The organism is Streptomyces sp. NPDC088910 (genome assembly GCF_044749865.1).
Classification (GTDB): domain Bacteria; phylum Actinomycetota; class Actinomycetes; order Streptomycetales; family Streptomycetaceae; genus Actinacidiphila.
Genome location: NZ_JBIVIV010000004.1, coordinates 1 through 14,339, shown reverse-complemented (window position 1 = coordinate 14,339; position 14,339 = coordinate 1). Strand labels below are relative to the sequence as shown.

13 protein-coding genes, 1 pseudogene and 1 riboswitch are annotated in these 14,339 nt (G+C 72.1%); of the genes and pseudogenes, 6 read left to right on the top strand and 8 right to left on the bottom strand.

Annotated elements, in window-relative coordinates:
• Positions 1-103: 103 nt before the first annotated feature.
• The 3 genes from ACIP4Z_RS11160 to ACIP4Z_RS11150 all read left to right on the top strand — a co-directional run bounded on the left by ACIP4Z_RS11160 (position 104) and on the right by ACIP4Z_RS11150 (position 4,437).
• Positions 104-2,338: a hypothetical protein gene (locus tag ACIP4Z_RS11160; protein ID WP_401306641.1), complete on the top strand. Its 2,235-nt coding sequence runs from the start codon at positions 104-106 to the stop codon at positions 2,336-2,338.
• Between the two features lie 138 nt (positions 2,339-2,476).
• The gene (locus ACIP4Z_RS11155; protein WP_401306638.1) at positions 2,477-3,343 is read left to right on the top strand and encodes an alpha/beta hydrolase; all 867 of its coding nucleotides are present in this window, start codon (positions 2,477-2,479) and stop codon (positions 3,341-3,343) included.
• Positions 3,340-4,437 carry a Gfo/Idh/MocA family oxidoreductase gene (locus tag ACIP4Z_RS11150; protein ID WP_391048319.1) on the top strand — a complete coding sequence of 366 codons (1,098 nt, stop codon included), beginning with the start codon at positions 3,340-3,342 and terminating at the stop codon, positions 4,435-4,437. The genes ACIP4Z_RS11155 and ACIP4Z_RS11150 overlap by 4 nt, the downstream gene beginning before the upstream one ends.
• Positions 4,438-4,473: 36 nt before the next feature.
• Here ACIP4Z_RS11150 and ACIP4Z_RS11145 read toward each other — a convergent pair whose 3' ends face one another.
• The 5 genes from ACIP4Z_RS11145 to ACIP4Z_RS11125 form a co-directional block, all read right to left on the bottom strand.
• Positions 4,474-4,827, bottom strand: coding sequence for a hypothetical protein (locus tag ACIP4Z_RS11145; RefSeq protein WP_401306634.1), 354 nt, complete (start codon positions 4,825-4,827; stop codon positions 4,474-4,476).
• 256 nt (positions 4,828-5,083) lie between these two features.
• Positions 5,084-7,393, bottom strand: a complete 2,310-nt coding sequence (gene metE / locus ACIP4Z_RS11140; RefSeq protein WP_401306631.1) for a 5-methyltetrahydropteroyltriglutamate--homocysteine S-methyltransferase — start codon at positions 7,391-7,393, stop codon at positions 5,084-5,086.
• Between the two features lie 164 nt (positions 7,394-7,557).
• Positions 7,558-7,753: riboswitch (cobalamin riboswitch) on the bottom strand.
• A 137-nt stretch (positions 7,754-7,890) separates the two neighbouring features.
• On the bottom strand, positions 7,891-8,736 hold the full coding sequence (locus ACIP4Z_RS11135; protein ID WP_355333158.1) for an undecaprenyl-diphosphate phosphatase: 846 nt from the start codon (positions 8,734-8,736) through the stop codon (positions 7,891-7,893).
• A 169-nt stretch (positions 8,737-8,905) separates the two neighbouring features.
• Complete coding sequence (locus ACIP4Z_RS11130; RefSeq protein WP_188283548.1) at positions 8,906-9,481, bottom strand: TerD family protein; 576 nt, start codon at positions 9,479-9,481, stop codon at positions 8,906-8,908.
• Between the two features lie 152 nt (positions 9,482-9,633).
• Positions 9,634-11,292: an LCP family protein gene (locus ACIP4Z_RS11125; RefSeq protein ID WP_401306628.1), complete on the bottom strand. Its 1,659-nt coding sequence runs from the start codon at positions 11,290-11,292 to the stop codon at positions 9,634-9,636.
• Positions 11,293-11,498: 206 nt separating this feature from the next.
• Here ACIP4Z_RS11125 and ACIP4Z_RS11120 point away from each other — a divergent pair, with 206 nt between their 5' ends.
• Positions 11,499-11,750, top strand: a complete 252-nt coding sequence (locus ACIP4Z_RS11120; RefSeq protein WP_391048328.1) for a hypothetical protein — start codon at positions 11,499-11,501, stop codon at positions 11,748-11,750.
• 62 nt (positions 11,751-11,812) lie between these two features.
• Here the strand turns inward: ACIP4Z_RS11120 and tatA are convergent, their stop codons facing one another.
• Positions 11,813-12,091: a Sec-independent protein translocase subunit TatA gene (gene tatA, locus ACIP4Z_RS11115; RefSeq protein ID WP_391048331.1), complete on the bottom strand. Its 279-nt coding sequence runs from the start codon at positions 12,089-12,091 to the stop codon at positions 11,813-11,815.
• A 181-nt stretch (positions 12,092-12,272) separates the two neighbouring features.
• Here tatA and ACIP4Z_RS11110 point away from each other — a divergent pair, with 181 nt between their 5' ends.
• Positions 12,273-12,710, top strand: a complete 438-nt coding sequence (locus ACIP4Z_RS11110) for a Sec-independent protein translocase TatB (protein WP_401306624.1) — start codon at positions 12,273-12,275, stop codon at positions 12,708-12,710.
• 42 nt (positions 12,711-12,752) lie between these two features.
• Here ACIP4Z_RS11110 and ACIP4Z_RS11105 read toward each other — a convergent pair whose 3' ends face one another.
• Positions 12,753-13,523, bottom strand: a complete 771-nt coding sequence (locus tag ACIP4Z_RS11105) for a hypothetical protein (protein WP_401306621.1) — start codon at positions 13,521-13,523, stop codon at positions 12,753-12,755.
• 145 nt (positions 13,524-13,668) lie between these two features.
• Between ACIP4Z_RS11105 and ACIP4Z_RS11100 the strand changes: the two genes are divergently transcribed.
• Entirely contained in the window at positions 13,669-14,067 is a 399-nt protein-coding gene (locus ACIP4Z_RS11100) for a metalloregulator ArsR/SmtB family transcription factor (RefSeq protein WP_188283553.1), read from the top strand.
• A gap of 33 nt (positions 14,068-14,100) precedes the next feature.
• Here the strand turns inward: ACIP4Z_RS11100 and ACIP4Z_RS11095 are convergent.
• Positions 14,101-14,339 (bottom strand): annotated as a pseudogene (locus ACIP4Z_RS11095) (cation:proton antiporter); the annotation flags it as partial.

Here is a 14,339-nt window from a genome sequence, read left to right as displayed (position 1 = left end):
CGGGTGCGGCGAGTCCTAGCTTTACCTCCCGTCAAGTGAACGGTCACTCGTGTACCGCCAGACCGGCTCGAAGGTGTCGGCCCCACGACGGAGGACCCCGAACATGAGCGAGCAGGAACCCGCAGACAATCCCCCCGCACCCCGTCGCATCCCGCGCGGTACCGGCGCCGTCTCCCGCCGGCGGATGCTGGCCTACGGCAGGAACGCCGCGATCGTCGCCGGAGCCGCCGTGGCGCTTCCGGCCGCTGTCACCTCCGCGGCGCGGGCCGCCGCCCCGCCGCCCGCCGCGCCCACCGGCGCGTCAGGACCGCTCGCCGCGCCCCCGGCGGCCACCGCGATCCCGACCAACACCCTGCCGAACGTGGTCACTTCCTGGACCGGGAACACCTTCTCCGGGGCCACCGAGTGGGTGCAGGACTTCGTCTTCAACATCGCCGTCGCCAAGGACGGCACCGTCTACACCGTCAGCTTCTGGGACGAGGGCGGGAACTACGCCGGCATCTACAAGGACGGCCATCTCATCGGGAACTGCCACGGCGCGAACGGCGACGCGGTGGCGGTCAACGACTCGTACGTCTATCTCAGCGTCGGCAACGGCCTGACGCGCTTCGGCCTGAACGGCGCCGCCACCTCGCTGACCTACGCCGTGGGCAGTTCGCCCGCCGCCGCCGCGGCCTCGGCGACGCAGGTGGTCGCCACCGACCGGGCGGCCAACCTCGTCAAGGTCTTCGACGCCGCCAGCGGTGCGCTGCTGCGCAGTTGGAGCGTCAACAAGCCCGGCGCGGTGGCGATCGGCGCCAACGGCGAGATCTGGGTGGTCGCGAATGTCACGCGCGACGCCAACGACGGCCACTTCTGGCACGCCGACCCCGCGCACCCGGCGCAGATCCTGCACTTCTCCAACACCGGCGCGGCGCTGGCCGGAACGATCAGCGGCCCCTCCGCCGACTGGCTGCCCACCTCGCTCGCCGTGGACGTCCACGGCGACCTCCTCGTCGGCGACAACGGCCCGCTGCGCCAAGTCCACACGTACACCGGCCTGTCCGGTACGCCCACCCGGGCCCGCAGCCTCGGCCAGGCGGGCGGCATCGGCGCGGGGACACCGGGCCGGGTCACCGCGGACAAGTTCTTCGGCATCGTCGGCGTCGGCGGCGACGCCGCGGGCAACGTCTATGTCGCGATGTACGAATTCGGCACCTGGCTGCGGAAGTTCACCGCGGCCGGGGCCGTGGTGTGGCAGCTCCAGGGCAGCGCCTTCGTGGACTCCGCCGACTTCGACCCGGCCTCCGACGGCGTCGAGGTCTACACCAAGCAGAATCACTACACCGTCAACTACGCGCGGCAGCCCGGCACCGACGCGACCTGGCGCAGCTACACCCTCGACTCCGTCAACTACCCGCAGGACGCGCGGCTGTTCCTGCCCGGCCATCACCACCACGCCACCTCGCCCTTCCTGAAGCGGCTCAACGGGCAGATGTACATGTACGTGACGGGCATGTACTGCGGTCACCTGCTCATCTACCGCTTCCAGGGCGAGATCGCGAAGCCGTCGGGGGCGATCTTCAAGGCGCACTGGTCGGGCGCCGATCCGGGCGACGACCCCAACTGGCCGCCGAACCAGCCCGCCTCGGGTCAGTGGATCTGGCGCGACCTGAGCGGCAACGGCGCGTTCGAGGCCGGGGAGTTCATCCAGCCGGGCGACGGCAGCAACTCCCCGGGCAACTGCTGGGTCTGGTACGTCGACGACCGGGGCGACATCTGGGAGGGCGGCGACCGCGACCTGCGCCGCTACCCGTTGCAGGGCTTCGACGCGCAGGGCAACCCGGTCTACACGTATGCGAGCCGGGAGACGATCGCGCTGCCCGCGCCGTTCAGCGTCGTCCGCCGTCTGCACTACGACGTGGCCACCGACGTGATGTACATGGTCGGCTACACCCCTGACCAGGTCTTCGACAACGCCCACTGGAAGGAGTGCGGCAAGGTCCTGGTGCGCTACGACAAGTGGAGCACCGGCAACCGCACCCCGACCTGGACGCTGCTGCTGCCCTGGGACACCGCCGCCAACCCGATCGTGACGATGGTGAGTCTGGCCTTCGCGGGCGACTACATCTTCATCTCCGGTATCGCGACGCGCGGGCAGATCTGGGTGTGGAGGGCCGCCGACGCCAGCCCGGTCGGGACCTGGCAGCCCGGCGCCAACGTCGGCGGTGTGGAACGTACGGGGTGGGTCGACGTGCCGTACGGCATCACCGCGAGCCGCAGGTCCAACGGCGACTATCTGGTCCAGGTCGAGGACGACCTGTTCAACAAGGTGCTGCTGTACCGCTGGACGCCGTAGGGACGCGCGGGTGCGCGGACGGGCGGCCGGAGGGGTGCCGCCCGTCCGCGCCGAAGCGCGCCGGTACCAGCCGCTGCACGTCGTCACATGTCGGTCCGTGGGGATGACGTCAACACATCGAGCAGACAGGGAGTTTCCGTGACGGACGGACAACGGGTGCGGGTGGTCGCATCGGACGGCGTCGAGCTGGACGCCGTCGTGCACCGCCCCGCGTCCGGAGCCCCCGGTACAGGGGCCGGAACAGGGGCCGGGAGCAGGCCAGGGACCAGGTCCGGAACGGGCCCCGAGGGCACGGTGCTCCTGGTCCACGGAATCTCCGCGGATCTGGACGAGGGCGGGGCGTTCGTACGGCTCGCCCAGCGGCTGGCCGAACAGGGCCTGACCGCGCTGCGGTTCAGCTTCCGCGGGCACGGGAAAAGCGGCGGCGCTCCGCAAGGTGTGACGATCGCCGGGGAGATGCTGGACCTGGCGGCCGTCGCGGCCTACGCCGAGCGGGAGTTGCCCGGTCCGCTGGCGGTGGTGGCGGCGAGCTTCGGCGCCGTGTCCACCGGCCTGTCGATGCCCTGGCTGGGCGGGCGGCTGGCCCGCCTGGTGCTGTGGAATCCCGTCCTCGACCTGCGCCGGACCTTCCTCGAACCCGAACTCCCCTGGGGGCTGGCGAACTTCGGACCGGGTCCGCTGAAGGGCCTCGCCGAGCACGGGGAGCTGCTGATCGGCGGCCGGTTCGCCCTGGGCCGGGTGCTGTTCGCGGAGCTGGCCGCCCACCGGCCGATCGACGCCTACACCGCGGGCGGCCCGCCCGCCCTCGTCCTGCACGGGGACCGCGACGACTGCGTCTCCTTCGACATCGCCCGTGACGTCGCGGCGACGGTCCCGCACTGGGAATTCCGCCCGCTGCCCGGCGCCGGCCACGGTTTCCACTCCCCCGAGCACGAGCCCGAGGCGATCGCGGTGACCGCGCGGTGGCTCGCGCGCGGCATGACGGCCCAGGGGGGCAACGTATGACCCGGCCGGCCGGAGACCTTCCGTACCGTACGGCGCTGATCGGCGCGGGCAGCATCGCCGACGACGCTCATGTCCCCGCGATCCGGGCGCTGTCCGGGCAGCTCGACCTGGTGGCGGTCGCGGACTCCGACCCGGCGCGGGCCGGGGACTTCGCGGCGCGGCACGGCATCGCGCGCGGTTACGACGACCCGCTGGAACTGCTGGCCGTCGAACGGCCCGACCTGGTGGTGATCTGCTCCCCGTCGTTCACCCACACCGATCTGACGGTGGCCGCGCTGGAGGCGGGTGCCTGGGTCTACTGCGAGAAGCCGCTGTGCGGTTCGCTGGCCGACCACGACCGGATTCTGGCCGCGGAGCGCGCGACGGGCCGCTGCTGCGCGCCGGTCTTCCAGTGGCGGGCGGGGTCGGGCGCCGCGCACGTACGCGGTCTGCTGCGCGACGGTGTGCTCGGGCCGCCGCTGCTGGCGCTGTGCCAGACCACCTGGTACCGGGGCGCGGATTACTACGCGGCCCCGTGGCGCGGTCGGCGCGCCACCGAACTGGGCGGTGCCACCGTCACGCAGGGCATCCACGCCATGGACCTGATGCTGTGGCTGATGCCCGACTGGGCGGAGGTGAGCGCGCGGATCGCGACGGTCGACCGGGACATCGAGACGGAGGACGTGTCCCTCGCCCATGTCGCCTTCGCCTCCGGCGCGCAGGCGTCGATCGTGAACAGCGTCGTGTCGGCGCGCCAGGAGTCGTATCTGCGGATCGACTGCGCGCGGGCCAGTACGGAGCTGCGCCACCTGTACGCGTACGGCAACGAGCACTGGACGTTCACCCCCGCGCCCGACCGGCCGCCGTCCACGCCCGGCTGGGACACCATCGGCGCCGAGGTGCCCGCGCACCAGGCGCCGCAGCTCGCGGACCTGGTCGCGCGGATGCGGCGGGGCGAGCCGCCCGAGCACACAGCGGCCGACGCGCGCCGCACCACCGAATTCGTCACCGCCCTCTACAAGTCGGCCGCGACCGGCCGCCCGGTCCCGCGGGGCTCGATCGGCGCGGACGACCCCTTCCACCGGTCCTGGTGGGGCGCCCCGCCCTCTTCCTGACGGCTCCCGCGCTCCCCCGGCCCGCGCGCCGCGCCCTCACCGCCGGGCGGTGCGCGGGCTCCGGCGGCGCAGGTACTCGAGGAGCAGGACGTTGGCGAGGGCCGCGGCGATCAGGAGGACGACGTTGAGCGTCGCGCTGCCCGCGCTGAGCCAGGCGGCGTCGTCGCCGTCGGCGTTCGTGGTGGACGCCCACAGCCCGCCGACCCCCTTGAGCAGCGCGTAGCCGCCGTAGACGAGGACCAGTGCCGCGATCCCGAAGGGCAGGGTCACGGCCACGGCCAGCAGGTACGGAAGGCTCGTCCCGGTGACGGCGCCGAGCACCGCCAGGACGGCCACGACCGCCACGTACAGGCCCTGGACGGTCCGCCATCCCCATGTCGCGCCGCGCATCGCCGTACTCCCCCCGCCGACGAACCACCACCGCACATGACTGTAGGCCCGGCGTGCGCGCGGGGAGCCGGGAGGGCCTCGCCACACGGGCCGTAGGGGCCATACGCGCCGTACGCGTCGCATACGCCGCACGCGCCGTACGCACACCGCGTCGAGCCGGGACAGGCGGCGGCGCGCCCGGCCGGGAGAGACGGCGAAGGCTCCGCGCGTCCCTCCCGGCCGTCCCGGCCGCGTCACGCGGCCGTCGGCCGGAGCCTCACAGCTCGGCGCGCACCGTACGGGCCGCCGCCACCAGATTCTCCAGCGACGCCTTCGTCTCGGGCCAGCCGCGGGTCTTCAGGCCGCAGTCGGGGTTGACCCACAGCCGCTCGGCGGGGATGGCGAGCAGGCCCTCGCGCAGCAGCGAGGCCGCCTCCGCCGCGTCGGGCACCCGCGGCGAGTGGATGTCGTACACGCCGGGTCCCGCCTCGCGCGGGTAGCCGTGCGCGGCCAGTTCGGTGGCGACCTGCATGTGGGAGCGGGCGGCCTCCAGGCTGATGACGTCGGCGTCGAGGTCGTCGATGGCCTGGACGATGTCGCCGAACTCGGCGTAGCACATGTGGGTGTGGATCTGGGTGCCGGGAGCGACGGCGCCGGTGGTGAGCCGGAACGCCTCGGTGGCCCAGTCCAGGTACGCGGGCCGGTCGGCGGCGCGCAGCGGCAGGGTCTCGCGCAGCGCGGGCTCGTCGACTTGGATCACGCAGGTGCCCGCGGCTTCGAGGTCGGTGACCTCGTCGCGCAGGGCGAGCGCGACCTGCCGCGCGGTGTCGCCGAGCGGCTGGTCGTCGCGGACGAAGGACCAGGCCAGCATGGTGACGGGACCGGTGAGCATGCCCTTGACCGGGCGGTCGGTGAGCGACTGGGCGTACGACGTCCAGCGCACCGTCATCGGCTCCGGCCGGGAGATGTCCCCGGCCAGGACCGGCGGGCGCACGTACCGGGTGCCGTAGGACTGCACCCAGCCGTGCCGGGTGGCGAGGTAGCCGGTGAGCTGCTCGGCGAAGTACTGCACCATGTCGTTGCGTTCGGGTTCGCCGTGCACGAGCACGTCGAGGCCGGTCCTCTCCTGGAAGGAGACGACCTCGCCGATCTCGGCCCTGATCCGCTCCTCGTACCCCGCGGTGTCGATCCGGCCGGCCCGCAGGTCGGCGCGGGCGGCGCGCAGGTCGTCGGTCTGCGGGAACGAGCCGATGGTGGTGGTCGGCAGCAGCGGCAGGCCGAGCCGGGCGCGCTGGGCGGCGGCGCGCTCGGTGTACGGCTGGGAGCGGCGCCCGTCGGCGTCGGTGACGGCCGCGCTCCTGGCGCGTACGGCCGGGTCGCGGGTGATCGGGGAGGCGGCGCGGGAGGCCAGGGCGGCGCGGTTGGCGGCGATCTCGGCGGCGATGGTGTCGGTGCCCTCGGCCAGGCCCTTGGCGAGCGTCACGATCTCGGTGGTCTTCTGCGCGGCGAAGGCGAGCCAGCCCAGAATCCGGGGGTCGATGTCGCGTTCGGGCGCGGTGTCGAGCGGGACGTGCAGCAGCGAGCAGGACGCGGCCACGTCGACGCGGTCGGCGAAGCCGAGGAGGGTGGCGAGGGTGGCCAGCGACTTCTCGTAGTCGTTGATCCAGATGTTGCGGCCGTTGACGACGCCCGCGACGAGCCGCTTGCCCGGCAGTCCGCCGACGGCGGCGAGGCCGTCCAGATTCGCGGCGGCGGCGTCGGTGAAGTCCAGCGCCAGACCCTCGACCGGGGCCTTGGCCAGGACGGGCAGCGCCTCGCCGAGCCGGTCGAAGTACGAGGCGACCAGCAGCTTCGGCCGGTCGGTGAGGCCGCCGAGGTCGCGGTAGGCGCGGGCGACGGCGTTCAGTTCGGCCGGGGTGCGGTCCTGGACGAGCGCGGGCTCGTCGAGCTGTGCCCAGGTGGCGCCCGCGGCGCGCAGGTCGGCGAGGACTTCGGCGTAGACGGGCAGCAGCCGGTCGAGCAGCGTCAGCGGCTCGAAGTCGGCGGCGACGCCGGGGGCGGGCTTGGCGAGCAGCAGATACGTGACCGGGCCGACCAGGACGGGCCGGGCGGTGTGGCCGAGCGCGGCGGCTTCCTTGAACTCGGCGACCTGCTTGGCGGAGTCGGCGGTGAAGACGGTGTCGGGGCCCAGTTCGGGGACCAGGTAGTGGTAGTTCGTGTCGAACCACTTGGTCATCTCCAGTGGCGCCACCTCCTGCGTGCCGCGGGCCATCGCGAAGTAGCCGTCGAGCGCGTCCGCGGTGACGGCCGACCGGTGCCTCGGGGGGACGGCGCCGACCATGACACTGGTGTCCAGCATGTGGTCGTAGTACGAGAAGTCGCCGGTCGGCACCTCGTGGACGCCCGTCTCGGCCAGCTTCCGCCAGGTCGAGCGGCGCAGGTCCGCCGCGGTCTGCCGGAGGGCGTCGGCGGTGACGCGGCCCTTCCAGTAGCCCTCGACGGCCTTCTTCAGTTCACGGTTCTCACCCTGGCGGGGGTAGCCGTACACGGTGGCCCGTGCTGCCGCGGCTGCGGACTTCGCTGTCACGGAAATCTCCTTCGCGAGATGACTCCTGGCCTCCCGGCGACGGGACGCGAGCGCGAAAGGGAGGTGACAGACCCGACGGACCCACAGTGCCCCGCAATGGCACCGGTCCGTCCGATATGCACGCCGACCCGCCCACGAGGTCACCGGGATATCCGTACGCGAACGGTCGCGTACGGGCGACGGGCAGGTCTTCGGACTCGCGGGCACGTCCGCCTGAGGCGGACACCTACTGACCGTCGCTTCCCAGGTCCGGACCCAGTGCGTATGACGGCGGTCGTTCCCACTCACCGCTGCGGGGCAGTCCCGGATTCGCACCGGGTTCCCTCTTACGACGCGACCGCCTGGCTGACGGACGCGAACCTGTCGCACCGGCCAGGCTAGAGCGCGGACCACGCTCCGGTCACGTCGGACCACATTCCGGACGGCGGCCCCGGTCCTGAACCGGTCCTGAGCCGGCCATGACGCGGCCCTGGCCCGCTCCTGGCCCGGTGCGCGCTCTAGCCGGAGGTGGCGCCCGCGCCCGCCGCGACCGCGCCCGTCGCCACCAGCGCGATGATGACCACGCCGAGCAGCACCCGGTAGATCACGAACGGCGTGAAGCTGCGGTGGGAGATGTACTTCAGGAACCAGGCGATGGCCGCGTAGCCCACCGCGAAGGCGATGACCGTCGCCAGCATCGTCGGGCCCCAGGCGGGCGCCGGGCCGCTGCCGAGCTTGAACAGCTCCAGGCCGCCGGAGGCCAGCACGGCGGGGATGGCCAGCAGGAACGAGTAGCGCGCGGCGGCCTCGCGGCTGTAGCCGAGGAACAGTCCGGCGCTGATGGTGCCGCCGGAGCGGGAGACGCCGGGGATCAGGGCGAGCGACTGCGCCAGGCCGTACCAGAGGGAGTGCCGGAAGGTCAGCTCGGTGATCGGCTTGGGGCGGCGCACGGCGCGGGTGCGGTCGGCGACCGCCAGGACGAGTCCGAACAGGATCAGGACGGTGCCGGTGATCCGCAGGTCGCGCAGGCCGTTCTCGATGGTGTGCTGGAATGCCGCGCCCAGGACGGCGATCGGGACCGTACCGACGATCACGAACCAGCCCATCCGCGCGTCGTGGTCCTTGCGGCGCTCGGGGTGGAACAGCGACGCGGTCCACGCCTTGACGATGGTGGCGATGTCGCGCCGGAAGTAGATCAGCACGGCGGTCTCCGTGCCCAGTTGGGTGACCGCGGTGAAGGCCGCTCCGGGGTCGTCCCATCCGGCGAGGACGGAGACCACGCGTATGTGCGCGCTCGACGACACTGGCAGGAATTCGGTCAGACCCTGCACAAGGCCCAGGACAGCGGCGGTGAACCAGGACACGGCGGGGTGCTCCGGGGAGAGTTCGAGGGAAGGGTGGGTGAAGCGGGCGACGACGTGCGGAGTCCGGGCCGGGGCCGCCCGAAGGGAATGCGGGCGGCCCCGGCCCGGCCGAGGACGTCAGCGGCCGACGCGGCGGCCGGCGTCAGAGGTGGTGACGCCGGCACCCACGTCAGATGTTGACGCCGAAGTCGGTGGCGATGCCCGCCAGGCCCGAGGCGTACCCCTGGCCGATGGCGCGGAACTTCCACTCCGCGCCGTTGCGGTACAGCTCTCCGAAGACCATAGCCGTCTCGGTCGAGGCGTCCTCGGTCAGGTCGTACCTGGCCAGCTCCCGCCCGTCGGCCTGGTTCACGATCCGGATGAACGCGTTGCGCACCTGGCCGAAGCTCTGGCCGCGCTTCTCGGCGTCGTAGATCGACACGGGGAAGACGACCTTGTCGACCTGCGGGGGCACGGTGGCGAGGCTGACCTTGATCTGCTCGTCGTCGCCGTCGCCGCCACCGGTCAGATTGTCGCCGCTGTGCACCACGGAGCCGTCGGGGCTGCCGAGGTTGTTGAAGAACACGAAGTGCTGGTCGCTGAGGACCTTCCCGCCCACGTCGCACAGCAGCGCGGACGCGTCCAGGTCGTAGTCGGCGCCCGTGGTGGTCCGTACGTCCCACCCCAGGCCGACGGTGACCGCGGTGAGTCCGGGAGCTTCCTTGCTCAAAGAGACATTGCCGCCCTTGGACAGAGTCACGCCCACGAAATTACCTCCGGTTGCTTGGGGGTTGTCGGTAGTCGGTTGTCGATCGCCGGTATGTCGTCGTCCGCGCGCGTCTGCCAGGTCAACGGCGTGCGCGCCACGACAGTTCCACGGTTGCGTAACAGCTTAAGCGTTACGGGTGTGTGCGCGGGTCAGTCGTCCGAGTCGGGCTTGGAACGGGCGGCGGCGTACGCCTGGGTCGGCGTCATCGGGACCCGGTTGATCTGGACGGTCCGGTAGCGGCTGACCTTGGCGCAGGTGTCGGAGTCGTCGGCGGTCTGGGCGTGGGAGTTGCCCAGCGCCACCTTGGTGTCGGCGGGCGGCGCGGAGGACTTCCCGCCGGGGAAGGTGGTGCCGCTCGGCCAGTCCGCCCCGATCACGAGGGTGAGCCCGGCGACGGCGCCCTCCTTGAGGTGGGACGTCGCGATGCCGAGCGTACGGGCGACGGTCCCCGCCTCGGACCGCTGGCCGGGGCCGTAGGTCAAAGTCGTGGTGGCGGCGGGCGCCGGGGCGTTGCCGCCCGCGGTGGCCGGGTTGAAGCCCTTGCCGGTCAAGGTGTCGACGATCTCGGACGCGCGGCCCCCGATGCCGGTGCCGTTGCGCACCCGCACGGTGATCGCCGAGGCGGGGACGGACGTCGCGGTCGGGCTCGCCGACGCGGTCGCCGAGGCCGCGGCGGACGTGCCGCCCGAGGCGGTGGTCAGCGACTGGTCGTTGGCGATGGTGGCGAACAGCGTCTTCGCGCCGGGTCCGACCACCACCCGGTTGGGGTCGGTCGGGTCGGGCCCGGTCTGCATGGTGGTGAAGGTGATCCGCTTGGACGGGACCTTGTCGAGGTCGGAAGCCAGGCCGATCAGCTTGCTGATGCTGCCGAGGCCGGTGTCGACGGTCAGCGCCTTGGTCGCCGCGTTGGCGAGCTTGTAGACGGCCGCCGGGTTGGTGAGGGTGCCCGCGCTCTTGAACTTGCGGATCAGCGAGCTGAGATAGATGTGCTGCGCGTACGTACGGCCGAGGTCGCTGCCGTCGCCGAAGCCGTGCCGCGAGCGGAGGAATTCCAGCGCCCCGACGCCCTTGAGGGTGTGGGTGCCCCGGGAGAGCTTCAGATGCGAGTAGGTGTCGTACACGTCGGCGTCCACACAGACCGACACCCCGCCCACGGCGTCGGACATGCTGACGACGCCGGAGAAGTCGACCTGGATGAAGTGGTCGATCGGAATTCCGGTCAACTTGTGGACGGTGGCCACCTGGCACGCCTGGCCGTACGTCAGGGCGCTGTTGATCATGCCGTGGTAGCCAGGGGTGGACGCGCCGGTCTTGGGATTCTCGCAGGCGGGCACGTCGGTGAGGGTGTCGCGCGGGATGCTCATCACGGTGGCGTTGGAGCGGTCGGCGGAGATGTGCACGACCATCTCGACATCGGCGTTGCCCCCGGTCTGGACGCCGGTCTTTGCGCAGCCGCCGCCCAGTTTGCAGTCGGCCTCGGTGGTCCGGCCGTCGCTGCCCATCACCAGGATGTTGATCGGCGTGCGCCCGAAGGCGTCGGCCTTCTCCTGGCCCGCGCTGTCCTTGCCCGCGCCGTCGGTCAGGGACACGCTGGTGATGTTGCCGTTGAGGTGCTGGTAGAGCCAGTAGCCGCCGCCCGCGGTGACCAGCAGGAGCACGGCCAGGGATATGCCGCCGATCTTCAGGAACCGCCGGCCCCGGCCGGCCTGCCTGGCGCGCCTGCCCCCGCGGCCCGACGGCCGGGACCGCCCGCTCTCGGCGCGAGCGGCCGCCCGCGCCGCGGCCCGGCCGCTCCAGGGCTCGGTCATCTCCCGTGCTCCCTCTCCCGGGCGGCCCCCGTGGGGTGGTGCGGCCGGATTCGGCGGGTGAAGCGGCGCTTCACCCAAGGCTTCATGGTTGCGCAACGCGGCAAGGGTAAATCATGGCTCTGTGGGGTATCCGTGAGCGTCGCACCCGCGGCCGGCTTCCCCACCGGACACAGTTCCTGGTTTACGCAACCTTTAAAGTGTCTGCTATGCCAGAAACGCTACGACGAACCGGAAGGACACCTGTGGCCTGGGAGTGGGCGCATCTCGACGGAGGCCCGGCGGACGGCATGCGGGTACGGGTGACAGGCCCGCCCCGCGTGCTCCAAGTCACATCCGGATGCCAGGCGGAGGACGAGGCCGACGGCGACGGGCGGGGGCTGCGCGTCGAGGCGCTGTACGTCTACCGCCTCAAGCACGGTCAGCCACTGCGCTACGGCTGGGACCACGCCAGCCCCTGATGTCGTACGGGCCCGCGCCCCGGATCACGCGGGCCCGCGGCGCGCCGCGGGAGGGAGGTCAGTCAGTCCCGCGGCGCGCGTTCGGGTTCGCGCACAGGGCGCGCACCGACGGTCTCGCCAGGCGCGGACTTGACCGTACGGACCGCGGGGTCCGCGCTCGTCCCGGCCGTCGCCGTGCCAGGACCGGGGTCGTCCTTCAACGCCTTGGTCTCGCTCTTGAGGATGCGGAGCGACTTGCCCAGCGCCCGCGCGGAGTCCGGCAGCCGCTTGGAGCCGAACAGCACGATGACCACGAGCGCCACCACCAGCAGGTGCCAGGGCTCCAGTCCGTTTCTGAGCATCAACGTCTCCGCTTCCACATGCGTCGGTCCGCCGTCGCCGGACGGCGATGTGCCGCCCGGACCCCAACAGTTGCTACATTGCGCAATTATGAGAGTAGCGGTACCGAGGCGCAATGCCCGCACGGGCCCCCGTCCGGACCGTCCCCGCCCGTGCGCGCACCCTTCTCGGAGGTGACCGAAGGTGATCTTCGACATCGGCCCGCTCAAGCTGCTGACGCTGCTCGTCCTGGCCACACTGGTCTTCGGCGACAAACTGCCCGACATGATCACGCGGGCGAGAGACCTCATCCGCGCGGTGCGCTCCTTCGCCGACGACGCCAAGGAGGAGGTGCGGCGCGAACTCGGCCCGGAGTTCAAGGACTTCGAATTCGAGGACCTGAACCCGCGGACGTTCATCGCCAAGAATCTGCTCGGCGACGACGACGCGCTCGGCCTGCGCGAGATCCGCGACAGCCTGCGACTGGACGGCGAGGCCGAGGAGTTGCGCGAGGCGGCGCGGACGCTCAGCGACGGCGTGGACCTCACGAAGCCGTCCGCCGCGCCGGTCGCCGCGCGGGCGGCCGACGGGTCCGAGCCGGTCGCGTACCAGCCCGTCGCGTACGACACCGAGGCCACGTAGGACGGGCGCCGGGATCAAGCGCCTTGGCGGGTCAGGCCGTTGTCACCGCTCGCCGTCGTTCGGGCTGCTGAAGCCGGGGCTGCTGTAGCCGAGCCGGGGCCGCTGTCGCACCAGGCTCACGCCGTCGCCCGAGCTGAAGCCCGGGCTGCTGTAGCCCAGGCGCGGCCGTTGGCGTACCAGGTCGACGCCGACCGGCGGCGGGCCGACCGCGCGGGGAGCGGCGGCCCCCGCCTCGCGCGCCAACCGGTCGAGCAGATACGGCAGTACGCCCCGCACCAGCAGCGCCTGCCGCCACGCCTCGTGGGCCTCGGCCACGTCCCGGCTCTCGCGCGTGACCGCGCCGTCGCGCCGGGCGGTCAGCGCCAGTCCGGCCAGGCCGATCAGCAGGCTGACGCCGAAGACCGCCGCGCACAGGAAGCCGATGTCGATCAGCGGGGCGCTGATTCCCACGCCGCTCGCGACGGCCCTGATCCCGTACCCCAGCACCAGGAAGATCGCCGCCGCGATACCGCTCAGCATCGGGACCAGGACGGCCAGGGTGGCGAGGACGCCGGGGCCGCCGACCGCGCGCACGACCGGGCGGACCCGGCCGCGGGAGTGCGCGCGCAGGCCGGTGTACCGCTCGTACTCGGGCGCGGCGGTGGCACCGATGGCGTCGGCGTCGGCCAGGGCGGCCGTCCGCAACTGCTCGGTGTTGGGCGCGCCCGGCAGGGCGCGGAGCGCGAGCCGGACGCGTTCGCCGCGCAGCGCCTGATCGAGAACCTGGGCGAAGTCAGCCCGGTAGATGTCGTCCGGCCACTTGCCGCTGTCCATCATCCCCGCCCCGGTGTGTCGACGCGCGGCACGTCACCTTGTCTGCCCGCGCGTACGCATCAGGATAATCATCCCAGTTGCATGATTGCATAATTACGCAACTGACTGAGAGTATCATGCCAGCGGCGCGGACCGCGGGCGCCGCATGCGTACTCTGGTGCTCGGAAAAGCCGCTGCGGTCAGGGAGGTTCACGTGACGAGGTCTGCCGCGGAGTTCGGCGACCCCAGCCCGGAGTTGTTCCAGAACGCCGCCGCTTCCTTCGGCTTGCTGGCGTCGACCATGCGACTCCAGATCGTCTGGATCCTGTCCGAGGGCGACTGCGACGTCACGGGGCTGGCCGAGCGGGTCGGCGCGACCCTGCCCGCGGTCAGCCAGCACCTGGCCAAGCTCAAGCTCGCCGGGCTCGTGCACTCACGGCGCGAGGGCCGACGGCAGGTCTATCTGGTGGACGATCCCGATGTCGTCACGGTGGTGCGGGTGATGGTCAGTCAGCTCGACCGCCGCTCCGCCCCCTCGCGTGACGTCCGCGGGCTGGGGGCCTGACAGGCCACGCCCCGGCCCCCTGCCGCGCGGAGGTCACGTACGGCTGGGCGCCGGATCGGCATCCGCGTCCACGTCGATCTCGACCGGCTCCACCGGCTCCACCGACTCGACCGGCTCCACCGACTTGACCAACTCGACCGCGGGAGCGGCGGGCGCGGGTTCCGGGCGGCGGATGGACTCGGTGAGTTTGCGGGCGATCGGCTCGGTCCAGCGGGCGGTGAGCGGGCCGAGGACGACCAGGATCAGCACATACGCGGTGGCCAGCGGCCCGA

Coding starts and splice junctions, on each gene's coding strand:
- ACIP4Z_RS11160 (WP_401306641.1), top strand. CDS start 104: ATGAGCGAGCAGGAACCCGCAGACAATCCCCCCGCACCCCGTCGCATC.
- ACIP4Z_RS11100 (WP_188283553.1), top strand. CDS start 13,669: ATGCGTACTCTGGTGCTCGGAAAAGCCGCTGCGGTCAGGGAGGTTCAC.
- ACIP4Z_RS11105 (WP_401306621.1), bottom strand. CDS start 13,523: ATGGACAGCGGCAAGTGGCCGGACGACATCTACCGGGCTGACTTCGCC.
- ACIP4Z_RS11120 (WP_391048328.1), top strand. CDS start 11,499: ATGCCAGAAACGCTACGACGAACCGGAAGGACACCTGTGGCCTGGGAG.
- ACIP4Z_RS11150 (WP_391048319.1), top strand. CDS start 3,340: ATGACCCGGCCGGCCGGAGACCTTCCGTACCGTACGGCGCTGATCGGC.
- ACIP4Z_RS11145 (WP_401306634.1), bottom strand. CDS start 4,827: ATGCGCGGCGCGACATGGGGATGGCGGACCGTCCAGGGCCTGTACGTG.
- tatA (WP_391048331.1), bottom strand. CDS start 12,091: ATGCTCAGAAACGGACTGGAGCCCTGGCACCTGCTGGTGGTGGCGCTC.
- ACIP4Z_RS11125 (WP_401306628.1), bottom strand. CDS start 11,292: ATGACCGAGCCCTGGAGCGGCCGGGCCGCGGCGCGGGCGGCCGCTCGC.